16 protein-coding genes and 1 rRNA gene are annotated in these 15,390 nt (G+C 67.3%); 11 read left to right on the top strand and 6 right to left on the bottom strand.

Going from position 1 to position 15,390, the window contains the following annotated elements; all coding sequences use genetic code 11:
- Window positions 1–67: 67 nt before the first annotated feature.
- Window positions 68–382, top strand: coding sequence for a hypothetical protein (locus G3I71_RS35155; protein ID WP_164321205.1), 315 nt, complete (start codon window positions 68–70; stop codon window positions 380–382).
- Window positions 383–865: 483 nt separating this feature from the next.
- The gene (locus tag G3I71_RS35150) at window positions 866–1,210 is read left to right on the top strand and encodes a hypothetical protein (RefSeq protein ID WP_164321203.1); all 345 of its coding nucleotides are present in this window, start codon (window positions 866–868) and stop codon (window positions 1,208–1,210) included.
- A 173-nt stretch (window positions 1,211–1,383) separates the two neighbouring features.
- Here the strand turns inward: G3I71_RS35150 and G3I71_RS35145 are convergent, their stop codons facing one another.
- From G3I71_RS35145 to G3I71_RS35135, 3 genes are all read right to left on the bottom strand, one after another.
- Complete coding sequence (locus G3I71_RS35145) at window positions 1,384–1,764, bottom strand: hypothetical protein (protein ID WP_164321201.1); 381 nt, start codon at window positions 1,762–1,764, stop codon at window positions 1,384–1,386.
- A 181-nt stretch (window positions 1,765–1,945) separates the two neighbouring features.
- On the bottom strand, window positions 1,946–2,596 hold the full coding sequence (locus tag G3I71_RS35140; protein ID WP_343243156.1) for a Uma2 family endonuclease: 651 nt from the start codon (window positions 2,594–2,596) through the stop codon (window positions 1,946–1,948).
- Window positions 2,593–3,039: an ATP-binding protein gene (locus tag G3I71_RS35135; protein WP_164321199.1), complete on the bottom strand. Its 447-nt coding sequence runs from the start codon at window positions 3,037–3,039 to the stop codon at window positions 2,593–2,595. Before G3I71_RS35135 ends, G3I71_RS35140 begins: the two co-directional genes overlap by 4 nt.
- 186 nt (window positions 3,040–3,225) lie before the next feature.
- Between G3I71_RS35135 and G3I71_RS35130 the strand changes: the two genes are divergently transcribed.
- Together G3I71_RS35130 and G3I71_RS35125 are read left to right on the top strand one after the other, a co-directional pair.
- A complete protein-coding gene (locus G3I71_RS35130) occupies window positions 3,226–4,071 on the top strand; it encodes a helix-turn-helix transcriptional regulator (protein WP_164321197.1) in 846 nt (281 codons plus the stop codon).
- A 7-nt stretch (window positions 4,072–4,078) separates the two neighbouring features.
- Entirely contained in the window at window positions 4,079–4,441 is a 363-nt protein-coding gene (locus G3I71_RS35125; protein WP_164321195.1) for a DUF397 domain-containing protein, read from the top strand.
- 30 nt (window positions 4,442–4,471) lie between these two features.
- Here G3I71_RS35125 and G3I71_RS35120 read toward each other — a convergent pair whose 3' ends face one another.
- Window positions 4,472–5,065: a hypothetical protein gene (locus G3I71_RS35120; protein WP_343243155.1), complete on the bottom strand. Its 594-nt coding sequence runs from the start codon at window positions 5,063–5,065 to the stop codon at window positions 4,472–4,474.
- Window positions 5,066–5,455: 390 nt separating this feature from the next.
- Between G3I71_RS35120 and G3I71_RS35115 the strand changes: the two genes are divergently transcribed.
- The 7 genes from G3I71_RS35115 (at window position 5,456) to G3I71_RS35085 (ending at window position 14,628) form a co-directional block, all read left to right on the top strand.
- Window positions 5,456–6,811, top strand: a complete 1,356-nt coding sequence (locus G3I71_RS35115) for a S53 family peptidase (RefSeq protein ID WP_164321193.1) — start codon at window positions 5,456–5,458, stop codon at window positions 6,809–6,811.
- A gap of 513 nt (window positions 6,812–7,324) precedes the next feature.
- On the top strand, window positions 7,325–7,633 hold the full coding sequence (locus G3I71_RS35110; RefSeq protein WP_006375688.1) for a hypothetical protein: 309 nt from the start codon (window positions 7,325–7,327) through the stop codon (window positions 7,631–7,633).
- A 225-nt stretch (window positions 7,634–7,858) separates the two neighbouring features.
- Entirely contained in the window at window positions 7,859–8,746 is an 888-nt protein-coding gene (locus G3I71_RS35105) for a hypothetical protein (RefSeq protein ID WP_164321191.1), read from the top strand.
- Complete coding sequence (locus tag G3I71_RS35100; RefSeq protein ID WP_164321189.1) at window positions 8,736–10,067, top strand: hypothetical protein; 1,332 nt, start codon at window positions 8,736–8,738, stop codon at window positions 10,065–10,067. The genes G3I71_RS35105 and G3I71_RS35100 overlap by 11 nt, the downstream gene beginning before the upstream one ends.
- A 23-nt stretch (window positions 10,068–10,090) precedes the next feature.
- Window positions 10,091–11,632 carry an SCO6880 family protein gene (locus tag G3I71_RS35095; protein WP_203732218.1) on the top strand — a complete coding sequence of 514 codons (1,542 nt, stop codon included), beginning with the start codon at window positions 10,091–10,093 and terminating at the stop codon, window positions 11,630–11,632.
- Window positions 11,633–11,645: 13 nt separating this feature from the next.
- Complete coding sequence (locus G3I71_RS35090) at window positions 11,646–13,073, top strand: ATP-binding protein (protein WP_164321185.1); 1,428 nt, start codon at window positions 11,646–11,648, stop codon at window positions 13,071–13,073.
- 4 nt (window positions 13,074–13,077) lie between these two features.
- Window positions 13,078–14,628, top strand: coding sequence for a type IV secretory system conjugative DNA transfer family protein (locus G3I71_RS35085; RefSeq protein ID WP_164321183.1), 1,551 nt, complete (start codon window positions 13,078–13,080; stop codon window positions 14,626–14,628).
- Here G3I71_RS35085 and G3I71_RS35080 read toward each other — a convergent pair.
- Entirely contained in the window at window positions 14,617–15,189 is a 573-nt protein-coding gene (locus tag G3I71_RS35080; protein WP_164321181.1) for an N-acetyltransferase, read from the bottom strand. The genes G3I71_RS35085 and G3I71_RS35080 overlap by 12 nt on opposite strands.
- Before the next feature lie 82 nt (window positions 15,190–15,271).
- Window positions 15,272–15,388: ribosomal RNA gene (rrf, locus tag G3I71_RS35075) — 5S ribosomal RNA — on the bottom strand.
- Window positions 15,389–15,390 lie beyond the last annotated feature (2 nt).

The following is a 15,390-nucleotide window of genomic DNA, read 5'->3' as shown; positions in this document are numbered from 1 at the left end:
TTTGGGGAGGGATGCGAGTCGGCTGGTTCGGGAGCCAGGAAATAGCGGCACTGTTCCTCAAGGGAGGGTGGAGATTCACCCTATTCTCTATAGCACTAATCGTCGTTGCCAAAAATATGAAGTGACCCTGGATTCAATACTGCTGAGGCCTGTGGCGGCGCTGCCAGAAAAGCGCGCCAACACGTCCGGCACCACCACCCACTCCCGACGGCAACTTCGGCGTCGTGCGCACAGCGCCACCAACGAAGATATCGACTTCACCCGCCCGGGCATCGGCTTCGCCACATTTTACGCAGCCCCGATCGTCACAGCCGCCCGATTGGATGGCCGTAACGACCTCATCAGGAGTCTCACGGATTCCTTCATCGCATTCTCCGAATAAGGAGTCGTTGCAGTGTTTCTCGTTGATTCAAATACCGGTGCCGTTGGGTCCGGCCTCCTGATAATTGCCGCTCTTCCTGTGCTCGGGTGGGCAGCTTTCAGGAGATTCATGGGTCGCGGCGGTCCGGACGGCAGCTTGTGGAGTCCCATGCAGGGCTGGATCAGCCCTGCATGCTCTGCTGTATCCGTCCTCGGCTACTTGCTTGCGGCTGCAATCCTCGCAGACTGGGGGCCCATATTTAGGTTTACCCTCCCAGCCCTTCTTGCCGGAATTTACTCGAGCGCCATCATGTACGGAATGGAGAACAGAAAAGGCGGAGGAGCGGATCGAGGCAGGGGAGCGATGCTGCGTCTTGCGCTCGTGCTCTCCTATTCATTCGCGTTGGGATTCCTTTTGCGTATTTCCGCAGGGTGACATCTGAAGGGCCAGCGTGCAGCGCAGTTCCATTATGGGTTATTTGCGGGTACGTCTACTGGAGAAGGGTTGGTTTTCGACGTGTTGGACATAGCCCTGTTCGCTGTCATGGTCGTCGAGTTGATTGGCGTCATCGGGCTTTCCGCAGCCAATAAGAAGATGGTCACCGACCTTCCCTTCGGGTACGTCCTGCTGGGCGTCATGGCGGTGAGCTGGGGGATGCAACACTCTGCGGAGTCTCGTACACCGTTCCTGGAGGGCGTGCTCGTGGGGGTGGTGATCCCGGTGCTTATTGTCCGGGCTGTCGAGTATTACTTCGAGCAGCGGGAGGAAAGCCGCTTGCGCAACGTCATACGCAAAGGAGTATGGGTCTTCGTGCCACTGCAGGCCGTGGGCACCGGTATATTCGGGTGAGGCAAGCCCGGGCGTGCCCACCAGCCCCGCCCACTCGGAGACGATGATCCGCTGGGCGATGATCGGCATCATGGTCCGCCGCCTCACCCGAGGCCGACCGGCAACCCGACCAGGCCCACGATCGCTCTCTCGCACCGAGGCCTGTGACCACCGTGCAGCCGAGAGCTCTCCGCTCACCTCATGAACGCAATCACCAGCGAGTCCGACTCTGGCGCGATGTAGTCGTATGTCGGGGAGTCGACGTGGCAGTGATCGCTTGCATCTGCCTCGGAGGCGAAGCCTTCGATGTCGTCGGCGAGGAGGTTGAGAGCTTCCCGCCCTCCCTGGATCCTCAGGATCCTGTCCTCCGTGACGATCGAAGCGGTGTCGCGCTCCGGATCCTCCCGGAACGCGATCTCGGACAGCGACCTTTCGTAGGGAAAGGGGTGCCGGTTCTCCGAGAGATCACAGCTTCCAGCCTTACCCCGCAGCAGCTGCCCGAACGCCAGAAGCCCTCGACGCGTCCCGGAGAGCTCCAGCTCTCTGGTTTTCGCGCTGTACAGAACCTGCAACATCACACGCCCTCCCACCTGCCGATCCTACCGATCACCAAGGCGGATCGCCCTGCCAGTTCTACGGCTTCACAGCAGATCTCAAACGCGGTCTCAGATACGTAATGGGTAGCCGAGCAGGCGAGGGAAATCCCACCACTCGGCTACTCGGCGCTCGTCGACCCGACGGTACGCCGATCCCGTGTTACCCCGTGGCGCCGGCGCACTCTTCCCCTCCCAGGGCTCGTGCAGAAGCGCCGTACACAGGAAAGCCGTCCGTCACAACCTCGACGCCCAACGGCTCGGGCAACCGCACGGACTCCCCGAACCTCCCCGGCAGCACGTCGCGGTAGCCGCCGTTGTCCGGGCCGACGTACAACCTCCAGGTGCCGTTCCTGGGATCGACCACGAAGAGAACAGGCACGCGAGCGACGGAATACCAGTCGACCTTGCCCCTGATGTCCCGGGACCTCTCAGCCGGCGAAACAACCTCGACGACGAGTGCGGCATCCTCGGAGCCGGCCAGCCAGCAGTCCTCCTCGCTCCATCCCACCGGAAGGACGACCAGATCCGGCGTGACGTAGTCGTCCGGGTCGCCAAGGCCGTCCGGCAGCGCGATCGAGGACACCGCGAACGCCCCCAGCCCGTCGGGCAGACCCATACCGAGCTGCCAGCGCAGCTTCGACACCACCCCCACGTGCTTCCCGCACCGAGGAGGGGACATCACCAACTGCCCGCCCACGATCTGCACCCGCAGCCCCGTCGCACCCTCGATCCACTCCGCAACCTCGCGCAGGCGCCCCGGACGAGGCGGCGGACACGTCCGGCCACCAGGACCAGCAGAAACGGACCTCACCGCAGGCCACCCCACTGGCACTCGGCCCACAGCAGCTTCCCGCCCTTCGAGGCCCCCAGTTCCCGCAGCACGGACACACCCAACGAGTCCGCGCAGGCCCGTACGAGATGAAGCCCCCGACCGCATTCACCGTCCGCCGGCGGTACGACGACAGGGGCACCCTCGTCCCCGAACCCGGGCGGCACCCTCGGATCGGTGTCCCAGACGGCCACCCGGAACCGGTCCGGCTCCCCGAGCTGGACGATGCGCAGGGCGTACGGCCCCTTGGTGTGCTGATGGGCATTGGTGAGCAGCTCGGAGGCGACGAGTTCGGCGGCGGGAATGGCTTCGCCGAGCCCACGCGCTGCCAGAACGGTCCGCACGGTCGCGCGGCCGATACCCGGTGAGCGTGCATCGCGCGGGAGTTGAAGGGTGTAGTTCCAGGGCGGCGATACGGTGGCCATCGGAAATCTCCGATCACTGAGGGGAGTTGGACGGTTGCCCAGTGACTTTGTCGCTCCGTCGAGCGGTGTGCTTCTGGGTGGGGGCGCCTGAGATATAAACTAGCGCGATCCGTAAAAGGTCTTACACGAATCCCGTAAAAGTACTGATCAATCACCCGTGTGGGTGACGAGGAGGGCGGGACGCCCGTGAGAAGCAACCCGACGGGTCGTCAACTTCGTTTGGGCACCGAGCTGCGCAAACTCCGAGAGCGCGCCGGCCTGTCCTCGACTCAGGCAAGCCGACTGCTGGGTGTTCAGCAGAACCAGATCAGCAACGTCGAAGCCGGGCGAGCCGGGGTGAGTCCCGACCGCGTCCGGACTCTGGCCTGCCATTACGACTGCGGCGACAAGGCCCTCGTCGAGGCACTCAGCGACATGGCAACCGAACGAATGCGGGGCTGGTGGGAGGAGTACCGGGAGATTCTGCCCGCCGCGCTGCTGGACCTCGCCGAGGTCGAGCACCATGCAACACACCTACGCACCGCCGTGACCGTGCACATCCCCGGCCTATTCCAGACCACGGACTACGGACGCGAGATCTTCCGCCAGGACGTACCGGAGATGTCACCCCCGGACATCGAGCACCGTGTGTCGTTCCGCGTGAAACGCCAGGCAGTGCTCTACCGGGACCCCCCGACGCCTCAGCAGGCGATCGTCCACGAAGCCGCCCTACGCATGAAGTTCGGCGGCACCTCCGTGACCCGCAAACAGCTTCAGCACCTGTTGGACATGAGCGAGCAGGCACACATCACCATCCATGTGATCCCGTTCGACGCGGGCACGTTCCCCGGTTCGGGCCAGTCCATCTACTACTCCATGGGCCTGGTGCCACAGCTCGACACCGTCAACCTCGACCAGTCCCACGGCCCGGCGTTTCTCGACTCCGAAGCCCAACTCGACAAGTACCGCGTACTCCTCGACCGTATGGAGGCCAGCGCGCTCTCGCCCGCAGAGTCGCGGGACTTCATCCACAAGATCGCCATGGACCTGTGAGGAAACAATGGCATCCAAGCTCACCTGGCAGAAGTCGTCCTACTGCGCTCAGGGCAACTCCTGCATACACATCGCCACCACCCCCACCGCCCCCCGAACAATCCACCTCACAGAATCCGGCGACCCCACCGGAGCGATACTCACGACCACCCCCGCCGCCTTCCACACCCTCCTCACCACCCTGAAGGCGGACACGACCCCACCCAGGGCAACCACCCCCGCGATCGAAGTCACCCTCGGCGAAACCCCCGACACGCCTGTCCGTGTCCGCTCGACCAGCGCCCCCGACACAGTCGTCACCACCGACCGCCACAGATGGCACGCCTTCGTCCTGGGCGTACGAGCGGGCGAGTTCGACCACTTCGCCTAAGCCCCCGTAAGCCCCCTCAGCCCCTCGGGCTCACTCGCCCAACTCCCCCCACACCCGTGCCCAAGTACGGCTGTCCAAGCTGTCGAGCGGCCCGAGACGCGAAAGCTCGCTGCCATCGCGCCCGAAAGCCACGATCACGGGACGCGACCCACGCCTGATCTGGGGCCCCTTCCAGACGGCGACAACCCTGCGCTGCCCGGACGACGCATCGAACCGGCGATCGCCGACGAGGACGTGGTCGACCTCCCGCCCCAGGTACATCTGGACGGCGGCGATCCACAGGGCCGTTTCGATGGAACGCGGCGGATCCAGACGCCGGCTGAAGCTGAGCGAGCCCGAGCCGCCGCGAACCTCGATCACGTCGACATCGGCGTCGGCCGGATCACCGACGGAAGAACTGGCACCCCCCAGGGACCGCCACTGCCCGTCGTACCACTCCAGGAACTCGATGTGCTCACGCGCCCCAACGGCGCCTGGAAGCCACACCATCCACACCGCCCCGACCCCGGCACCGAGGTCGACATCGGCCGACACCACCGCCAGTAGGCGCCTCGGCAACCACCACGGCTGCGGCGTGCCACCGCCCAGCACCCGCCTCACCACCCCCGGCAACAGCCGCACCACAAGCCTCGTCTGAAGCCTGGACTGAACCTCCGCCCAACCCCAAACCACCCCACACACCCCCAATGAACCCAGGCGCACCCCCACGCGCCCCCATCCACGCCCCGCACATCTCTATGCACAGGTTGTGGATCACCTGTGTCCACGGTCAAGCCACCCCCTCCCCCCACCCATCACCCCGTCAGTGATCGGTAACCCAGCAACCCCCTTAAGTCATGCGGAAGTCAGGATTCCGCAACCCATCTTGTTGTCACGTACTCAACAAGCGAAGGTCATCGCGGGCCGCCAACCCGCCGCCGGGGACACCGCACCGGCGGCAAGCACCACCCCTGCGGGACCCCCCGCGTCACCACCCGCACTGCCCCTGCCAACCCCCTAACAGGAGGCTGTACGTTGCGTACGTCACCCCCCAGCAGCCAGTCCACGCACGGCAGATGGCGCCGCATAGGCACCGCCGCCGTCGCAACGGCCGCGCTCGCTCTCGCCGGACTCGGCACCGCGGCCCAGGCCGGCGCCGCCACGGCGCCCCAGAAGGTCACCGCCAAGACCATCGCCGCGCAGGTCGCCAAGGCCCACGTGAGCTACACCAACCAGTGTGGCGCGACCCCGGCGAAGGGCTTCGCGTCCTGCCACGCCCTGCGCGTCACCGGCGGCACCACCGCCTTCCAGGAGGAGCAGGCCGCCCGCAAGGGCGTCGCCCCGAAGACCATCAAGCCGAACGCCACCTCGGCCACCCCCACCGGTTACGGCCCCAGCGACCTCCAGGACGCCTACGGACTGACCGACGCCGCCGACTCCTACGGCTCGGGCGAGACGATCGCGATCGTCGACGCCTACGACGACCCCAACGCCGCCTCGGACCTCGCGGCCTACCGCTCGTACTACGGCCTCTCCGCCTGCACCGTCGCCAACGGCTGCTTCACGAAGGTCAGCCAGACCGGCTCGACGACCTCCCTCCCCACCGCCGACAGCGGCTGGGCGGGTGAGATCTCCCTCGACCTCGACATGGCCAGCGCGATCTGCCCGAACTGCAACATCCTGCTGGTCGAGGCCAAGTCGTCCTCGATGGCCAACCTCGGTACGGCCGTGAACCGCGCGGTCACCCTGGGCGCCAAGTTCGTCTCCAACAGCTACGGCGGCTCCGAGTCGTCCTCCGACACCACGTACGACACCTCGTACTTCAAGCACGCCGGCGTCGCCATCACGGTCAGCGCGGGCGACGAGGGCTACGGCGCCGAGTACCCGGCCGCCTCCAGGTACGTCACGTCCGTCGGCGGCACCAAGCTGTCCACCTCCTCCACCACCCGCGGCTGGACCGAGAGCGTGTGGAAGACCAGCAGCACCGAGGGCACCGGCTCCGGCTGCTCCTCGTACGACGCGAAGCCGACCTGGCAGACCGACGCGACCTGCACCAAGCGCATGATCTCCGACGTCTCCGCCGTGGCCGACCCCGCGACCGGCGTCTCGGTCTACGACACCTACGGCGACGGCACCGGCTGGGTCACCTACGGCGGCACCAGCGCCTCCGCCCCGATCATCGCGGGCGTCTACGCCCTCGCCGGCACCCCGGGCAGCAGCGACTACCCGGCCGCGTACCCCTACGCGGCGGCCGGCACCTCGGCGCTCAACGACGTGACGTCGGGCAACAACGGCACCTGCACCACCAGCTACTACTGCACCGCCGCGTCCGGCTACGACGGCCCGACCGGCTGGGGCACCCCGCAGGGCCTGGACGCCTTCACCGGCTGAACCAACAGAGCCAACAGAGCCAACAAGAACCGGTAGAACCGGTAGAAGGAACACAAACGCCACCGGAGGTCGTGGGGATCACCGGCGGGCACTGGGGAACGGGCCGCGGCTACCAGCCGCGGCCCGTCGCCATGTCCGAGGTCCGCGATAGCCTGGACCTGAATACGGATTTGGATACGGACCGTCAGAAGCAGTCCGTGACCGTACCGATGGTCGCAGCTGGCCATCGGTGGTTAACGACGGGACCACACCACAGGTTCCGCCCACACTTCATTGCCCGGCGTGACCAGTCGTGATACACAGAGTGACCATACGATCCGTTCAACCCTCCGGACACCGTCTCGCGCTCCCCCATAGGGTGTCGCGAGAGGCGATGGCAAGGTATTCGTACGAATCCCGCCAATGAATGACGTCAAGTCGACATCCGACAGCGTCTTTGTCGGCGAGAATGGACCTGACCTCTGCACTGCGGCAGGGGGCGCGCGGAACTACCCGACAGGGGCGGTGACTTACATGTGGCTTGCGGCCGAAAAGGGCGACATCAACACCATCATCGGCGGGATCGCTCCAGACTGGGGCCCCTTCGGCAGCCTGGGCACCGAAGCGAAGACGATGGTCCAGGTCGTGATGGCCGTGGCCATCCTGATGTGCCTGGGCATCGCGATCTGGGGTGCGGCCAAGCAGCGCATCGGCGCCACGGCGCTGCGTGACACCTTCAGCGCGGAACAGGGCAAGGGCCTCATCGTCGCGGGCCTGACGGGCGTGTTCATCATCGGCTCGCTCGGCACCCTCTTCACCATCGTGTACGGCATGGCCGTGTAGGCGGCGCCACCCGTGCGTGGCGCATCTCGTCAGTCGGACCGCCGGGCTCGCCCGGTTCTTCCTCCCATCACCCCACCCACCCGTCGTGCCCACCGGCTGAGGTTGCGTCTCCCTGATGTCGAGTCACCACACCGCGCCCGCGCGGGAACCAGCACGGCTACCGTCGTACTGTCACGCGTACCCGTACGCGTCGATTCGACACGAGTTCGAGGGGACGGGCGCTTGATGAGTCTCGGTGACAGCCAGAACAACGGCGACTCCACGCACCCCGACGACGGCGGGTACGGCGGCACCGGCCAGACCCGGACCCGCTACCACGACCAGGGCAACGGCGGTGTCTACGGCGGCGCCCGGCGCACCAAGTCGTCGCGGGGCACGGTGACAGCGGTCGGCGTGGTCGTCCTGCTGATCGCGGCGATCGCCTTCGCGAACCGCGGAGGAGACGATTCCTCAAAGTCCACTTCGTCGTCCACGGCGGGCAGCGGCTCCAACAGCGACAGTGACAGCGCCGGCCAGCCCGACACCGCGCCCACCGCGGCCTCCGGCGAGCAGCCCGTCACCACGAAGGCCGCCGCCATCCCGTCCGGGTTCGCGCACAACCGGCAGGGCGTCCAGTCCGCGGCGGCCAACTACGCGGTGTCCCTGGGCTCGACCGGCATGTTCCGCAAGGACAGCCGGGACAAGCTCGTCGACACCCTCTTCACCCCCGAGGCCGCCGCCAAACTCAAGACCCCCTTGGACAAGGCCTACTCGGCGAGCCTCCTCGCCAGACTCGGCCTCGACGCCAACGCCAACGCCCCCGAGGGCAGCACGTTCGTCTCGCGCGTGACCCCGGTCGGCACGAAGACCGTGGCGTACGGCGGCGCCACCGCCACGGTGGACGTCTGGTACGTCGGCCTGAGCGGCATCGCCGGTGAGAACTCCACCAGCCCGGTCACCTCGTCCTGGAGCACCTGGACCTACGACATGCGCTGGTCGGGCAACGACTGGAAGATCGTCTCCTACTCGGCGAAGGACGGCCCCAACCCGGTCCCCGGCGACGACAGGGCCGCCACCTCCGCCGAGATCAGCAAGGCCATCGACGAGTACGGAGGGTTCACCTATGCCCGGTAACACGCCAGGTAGGTCCTACCTCGTGCTCAAGCTCGCCGGCGCGCTGACAGCCGTACAGACAGCGGCCGTACTCCTGGCCTCCCAGGCGTACGCGGACCCGACACCGTCCGCCTCACCGTCGGCATCGCCGACAGCCGGCAACCCGGACTGCGCGCTGCTCCCCGACCAGGCCAAGGCGGTCTGCGAGGGACAGCAGAGCGGCTCGGGATCGGTCACCACCCCCACCTCCACCCTCGACCCCCTGTCCTCCCTCGCCAAGGGCTGCGCCGACGCCGCCTCCTGGACGGTCGACAAGCTCAGCGAGGCCGTGAAGGAGACCGCGAACGTCGACTTCACCAACACCAAGTTCCTCCAGCAGTACGCGGTCGTGTTCGCCGCGTCCACCGTCCTGACGCTGGTGCTGTGGCTGCTCGCGGTCTCCAAGCGGGCCGTGCGGGGCGTCCCCCTCACCACGGCCATCTCCGAGGCGATCGGCTTCCTCTGGCTGACCGTCATCGCCTCCGCCTTCACCCCCCTCATCCTCTACACCGTCGTCTCGGCGACCGACGGCGTCACCGAGGTCCTCGCGAGCGCGACCGGCGACCAGACCGACACGTTCTTCGGCACCTTCTCCGGTGCGCTGGCCAAGGGCCAGGACATCGGCGGCGGCCCGGTCATGCTGATCGTGGTGTCCATGGTGTCGATCCTCGCGGCCGGCGTCCTCTGGCTGGAACTCGTCATCCGGGCCGCCCTGCTGTACGTCGGCGCCCTGCTCGGCACGGTCGTGTACGCGGGGCTGGTCGACAAGAACCTGTGGGGGCACGTCCGCCGCTGGGCCGGCATCATGATCGCGGTCATCATGGTCAAACCGGTGATCGCCATCGTGCTGGGCCTGGCAGGCGCCCTCTCCACCAACGACGGGCCGGACGCCTTCTCGGCGGTCGTCTCCGGCCTCTCCATCATTCTCCTCGCCATCTTCGCGAGCGCGATGATCTACCGCTTCGTACCGGGCTTCGGCGACGAGATCGCCAACTCCCGCAACAACCGCATCATGCAGGGCGCCGAAAGCAAGGCCGCCGCAGTGATGAGCTCCCCGGCGACCCTCGTCGCCCAGGGCATCAAGACCCACAGCAGCCGGGCGGACAACAACGGAGGCGGTGGAGGCGGCGGCCAGTCGTCCTCCGCGCCGCGCCCGGCCAACCCCGCGTCCGGCGGCGTGGCCGCACACAGCTCGCGGCCCTCGGGCGGCGGCGGATCCGTTCCCTCCGCCGCACCCCCGCCGCGCAGCCCGCACGCCGGCAACAGCAACCGAACCAACCGCCCTGGAGGTGAAGGGCGTTGACGACGGATTCCCATGTCGCCCACATGTCCCACGTGGTCACGCCCCGCCGTACGTATCTCATCGGCCGTGCCCGGCCGAACGCGATCGTCGGCCGCAACCGCGAGTCCGGCGAGATCGCGCTCATCATCGTGGGCGCCTTCCTCGGCATGGTGTCCGGCCTGGTCGTGCCCGTTCTGGCCCTGCGCATCGTGCTGCTGACCGGCTTCCCGATGCTGGCACTGGCGGTGGTGTACGTCCCGTACAAGCGCCGCACGTTCTACAAGTGGTTCGAGATCAACCGCAGTTACAAGCGCTCGCTCCGCCAGGGAACGGCCTACCGCAGCTCCGTCATGGAGGCCGGCACCCAGATCGACGGCCGCGAGGTCGAGATCGGCCCGCCCCCGGGCATCGGCCGCATCAACTGGCTCGCGGCCCCGTTCGGCCCGGACGAGATCGCCGTACTCCTGCACGCGGACCGCCGTACGGTGACGGCGGCGATCGAGATCGAGGGCCCGGGCGTCGGCCTGCGCGACAGCGAGGACCAGGAAGCCCTGGTCGACCGCTTCGGCACGCTGCTCAAGCACGTGGCGAACGGCGACGGCTTCGTCACCCGCCTCCAGATGCTAGCCCGCACCCTCCCCGCCGACCCGGACGCGCACGCCAAGGACGTCGCCGTACGCGGCGACGAGAAGTCACCGCCGTGGCTGCAGCACTCGTACGACCAGCTGCAGTCCATGGTGTCGACGAGCAGCGAGCAGCACCGCGCGTACCTCGTCGCCTGTATGCACTTCAACCGCGAACTCGCCGCCGAGGCACACACGATGGCGCGCGCGGCGCGTCCCCACGGCGGCAAGAAGGTCGACCGGGACGCGGGCCTCGCCGTGGTCATGGCCCGCGAACTGACGGACATCTGCTCCCGGCTCCAGGAGGCGGACATCCGCGTCCGCCAGCCCCTCGGCCAGGGCAGACTCGCCTCCCTCATCCACTCCATGTACGACCCGGACCACCCGATCGACCACCTCCAGGCGATGACGAAGCGCAACGCCTGGCCGGCCGAACTGGACGCCATGGAGCCGACGTACCTCCAGGCGAAGACCCGCGAGTCGTCGACGCGCGCCCCCTGGTGCCACTCCACCGCCTGGGTGAAGGAGTGGCCGATGACCCCGGTGGGCGTCAACTTCCTCGCCCCGCTCCTCGTCCACACTCCCGACGTCATCCGCACGGTGGCCGTCACGATGGACCTCGAACCCACCGAAGTGGCCATCGAGCGCATGCTGACGGAGAAGACGAACGACGACGCCGAGGCGAGCCGGGCCGCCAAGATGAACCGCACGGTCGACCCCCGCGACGTGGCCTCCCACAACCGCATCGACCAGCGCGGCGAGGACCTCGCGAGCGGCGCGGCCGGCGTGAACCTGGTCGGCTACATCACCGTCTCCTCCCGCTCACCGGAGGCCCTGGCGCGCGACAAGCGCACGATCAGGGCGTCGGCGGGCAAATCGTACCTGAAGCTGGAGTGGTGCGACCGAGAGCACCACCGAGCGTTCGTCAACACACTCCCGTTCGCCACCGGAATCCGAAGGTAGGGCTGATGCGCTGATGCGGGATCCGCTGACCGCCCTCACCGACACCTTCACGTCCTTCCTCTTCGGCAAGATCGAGTCGACCCGCCTGCCCGTCCGCACCTCCACGGGCCAGGCCCAGGCCGTCTACCTCCCCACGGCCGCCCCCGGCCTCGGCGACTCCGGCGTCATCATCGGCCGCGAGGTCTACTCCGGGAAGGGCTACATCTACGACCCCTTCCAGCTGTACGGCCAGCAACTCCCCGCCCCGCACTGGCTGGTGCTGGGCGAATCGGGCAACGGCAAGTCAGCCCTGGAGAAGACCTACGTCCTACGTCAACTCCGCTTCCGGGACCGCCAGGTGGTCGTCCTGGACGCGCAGGGCGAGGACGGCGTCGGCGAATGGAACCTCATCGCGGAGGAGTTGGGGATAACCCCCATCCGCCTGGACCCGATGGCCGCTCTGGACATGGGTATCCGCCTGAACCCCCTCGACCCCGCGATCACGACAACAGGCCAGTTGGCGCTCCTCCGTACGATCATCGAAGTGGCGATGGGCCACAGCCTGGACGAACGCTCCGGCTTCGCCCTCAAGGTCGCGCACGCCTACGTCAACGAGACGATCGTCGAACGCCAGCCGGTGCTGACGGACATCGTCGAGCAACTCCGCCACCCCGAGCCGGAGTCGGCGGAGGCGATGAACGTCGCCCTGGACGACGTACGGGCCTGGGGCCTGGACGTGGCACTGGTCATCGACCGCCTGGTCGACGGCGACCTGCGAGGCATGTTCGACGGCCCGACGACGATCGGCATCGACCTCGACGCCCCGCTGATCGTCTTCGACCTGTCCCACATCGACCGCAACTCCATCGCCATGCCGATCCTGATGGCGATCATCGGCGTATGGCTGGAGCACACCTGGATCCGCCCCGACCGGAAGAAGCGCATCTTCCTGGTCGAGGAGGCCTGGCACATCATCAGCAGCCCGTTCGTGGCCCAACTCTTCCAGCGCCTGCTCAAGTTCGGCCGCCGCCTCGGCCTGTCCTTCGTGGCGGTCGTCCACCACCTGAGCGACGTGGTGGACGGAGCGGCGGCAAAGGAAGCCTCGGCGATCCTCAAAATGGCGTCGACACGAACGATCTACGCACAGAAAGCCGACGAGGCAAGGGCAACGGGTCGCGTCATCGGCCTACCCCGGTGGGCCGTGGAAATCATCCCGACCCTGACACCGGGCATCGCCGTATGGGACGTCAACGGCAACGTCCAGGTCGTCAAACACCTCGTCACGGAGACCGAACGGTCCCTGGTCTTCACCGACAGGGCGATGACGGAGTCGTCCCGCGACCTCGAACTGACCGACGACGCCCTGAGAGCCGCGGAACTGGAGGCCGAGGAACGCGCGGCGGCCTTCGTAGAACAGCACCTCAGCGACCTCGACGACTCCTCCGAGTCCACGGTGGCATGACGCGATGAGACCGGACGAACGGCACGGGGGCGAAGCGCGACAGGGCCAACGCGGCGTCTCCGACGGCCTGTTGGTCGGCCTGATCGGGTTCCTTCTCGGCCTGACGGTACTGGTCTGGTCGGCAACAGGCCTCGCGGCCCTGCTCTCCCACGCCGCCTGGCCCCAGGGCGTCACGTTCACCCGCACCCCGGAGGCACTACGCCACCTGATCACGGAGCCACGCGACGTGCCGGGCGCCTGGCCCCGGACACCACCGGGACAGCTCTCAGGCTGGGGGCTGTTCTGGGGCCTGTTCATCGGCCAGCTGATGATCCTCTTCGTCCTGACGGTCTTCGTGGTAGGCACCCTGGCCCGCTGGAAGTCCGTACGAGCGGCAAGTAAGGCGACGCGCGGCGACGTCCCGCTACAACGCACGCAACCAGCGCCCGACGCGGAGGAGCTCCCCGAAGAGCCTCCCCAGACAAAGCCGCAACCCCGCGAACAGCTACCGTTGCCGGAGCCCCGCGAACAGCCAACTCCGCCAGAGCCCCCGAAAGTCCTTGCGCCTGAGGCCTCGAAGGACCTTCCGCCGACGCCCACGCAGGTGCTGTCGATGGCACCCATGGCAACAGCCAGCAAACGGGCGAGCGGGTGGGAAACCATCTTTTTCGGCACCCAAAACACCCGCACCATCCCCGCAACCCAAGCCATCCAGGACGCCGAGGGCCCCGCCCTCGTCCTCACCTCCAACCCCGCCCTCTGGGGGGACACCAAGGACGCCCGAGCCAAACTCGGCCCCGTCCTCCTCTACGACCCCACCCACCTCTGCGACACCCCGTCCCGCCTCCACTGGCCCCCCACCACAGGCTGCGAGGACAGACCCACCGCGGCCGCAAGGGCAATCGCGCTCCTCACCCCGGTCCGCCCCACCGCGAAGATCGACCAGACAACCGCGGAAACCGCGGAGACACTCCTCCGCAGCTACCTCCACGCCGCCGCGATAGACGCCCGCACAGTCCGCCACGTACACCGCTGGTCCCAGGGCACCAACGTCCAGGAAGCCGTGCGCATCCTCAGGACCAACCCCAAAGCAGCCCCCGGCGCCGCCGGCGAACTCGAAGCCGCCCTCACCGCGCACCCCGAACGCCGGGACATCGCCCAGGAGTTGACGAGCCGAGCCCTCGCCTCACTCTCGACGGTGAACATCCGCGAGGCGTGCACGGCGAACCGAAGTGATGCCCTCGTGCTGGATTCCTTCATCGCCGAAGGGGGCACGCTCTATGTGGTCGGTGAACCGATCGAGGACCCCCGGTCGAACCCGGGCGCGATGCCCCTCCTGACGGCACTCACCGCAAGCGTGGTCGAGCGCGGCCGGCGCATGGCCGAACGGTCATCCTCCGGTCGCCTCGACCCACCAATGACGCTAGTCCTGGACGACGTCGCGGCGGTCGCCCCGCTACCCCAGCTCCCGGAGCTTCTCACCACCGGAACGAACCGGGGCATGCCAACCCTGGCCCTGCTCCGATCAAGAGAACAACTCCGAGCCAGATGGCCCCACCACGACCTACGGGTGTGACTCCCGCTCCACCACGAACTCCAACTCCATCTCGGACTCGGAGCCATCGGAGCCCTCACCCAACGGCATGGTGACCCCACTGGGTACGAACCCCACGCGCCGATAGAACCGCTGCGCACGCACGTTGTCCTGGTGCACGATCAACCGCACCCGCTCAACGCCCGCGGCCTCCCAGGCCCACTCCAGAGCGGCGTCGAAGAGCACATCGGTCAGCCCGCATCCCCGATGCTCGGGCAGCATGAACACCCCGACAACGTGCCCCTGCCGCCGCTCGACAGCAGCCCCCGTCCAGTCAGTCGTCCCAGGCTCCTCGACAAGCACCACGAGCCCCCCGACCCACTCCCCGTCGGGTCCCTCCGCAATGATCTGCTGAGCACCGGCCGCCCCCTCGGCAGCCTGCTTCACCCGCTCCTGCCAGAAGGAATCAGGCCGGCCCACGGCCTCCTCGTACGTCTCCAGGAAGGCGAGATGCGCGACGGGATCCCGCAGGGCAGCCAGCCGAAGCGCCTTGGCGGCACGCCACTCGTCCGCCCGCACAGACCTGACCACAAAACTGCTCATGGAGATCACCGTAGTACCCCCGCGGAAAACCGGAAAACAAAAAACCCCCGCACTCGAAAGTGCGGGGGTTTTCGCAATATTTGTTCGGCGGTGTCCTACTCTCCCACAGGGTCCCCCCTGCAGTACCATCGGCGCTGTGAGGCTTAGCTTCCGGGTTCGGAATGTAACCGGGCGTTTCCCTCACGCTATGACCACCGAAAC

Source organism: Streptomyces sp. SID12501 (assembly GCF_010550245.1).
GTDB lineage: Bacteria > Actinomycetota > Actinomycetes > Streptomycetales > Streptomycetaceae > Streptomyces.
The sequence above is the reverse complement of the archived record's forward strand: the minus strand, read 5'-3'. Positions and strand labels throughout refer to the sequence as shown.

Coding starts and splice junctions, on each gene's coding strand:
- G3I71_RS35110 (WP_006375688.1), top strand. CDS start 7,325: ATGTGGCTTGCGGCCGAAAAGGGCGACATCAACACCATCATCGGCGGG.
- G3I71_RS35080 (WP_164321181.1), bottom strand. CDS start 15,189: ATGAGCAGTTTTGTGGTCAGGTCTGTGCGGGCGGACGAGTGGCGTGCC.
- G3I71_RS35090 (WP_164321185.1), top strand. CDS start 11,646: ATGCGGGATCCGCTGACCGCCCTCACCGACACCTTCACGTCCTTCCTC.
- G3I71_RS35105 (WP_164321191.1), top strand. CDS start 7,859: ATGAGTCTCGGTGACAGCCAGAACAACGGCGACTCCACGCACCCCGAC.
- G3I71_RS35085 (WP_164321183.1), top strand. CDS start 13,078: ATGAGACCGGACGAACGGCACGGGGGCGAAGCGCGACAGGGCCAACGC.
- G3I71_RS35095 (WP_203732218.1), top strand. CDS start 10,091: ATGTCCCACGTGGTCACGCCCCGCCGTACGTATCTCATCGGCCGTGCC.
- G3I71_RS35145 (WP_164321201.1), bottom strand. CDS start 1,764: ATGTTGCAGGTTCTGTACAGCGCGAAAACCAGAGAGCTGGAGCTCTCC.
- G3I71_RS35100 (WP_164321189.1), top strand. CDS start 8,736: ATGCCCGGTAACACGCCAGGTAGGTCCTACCTCGTGCTCAAGCTCGCC.
- G3I71_RS35125 (WP_164321195.1), top strand. CDS start 4,079: ATGGCATCCAAGCTCACCTGGCAGAAGTCGTCCTACTGCGCTCAGGGC.
- G3I71_RS35135 (WP_164321199.1), bottom strand. CDS start 3,039: ATGGCCACCGTATCGCCGCCCTGGAACTACACCCTTCAACTCCCGCGC.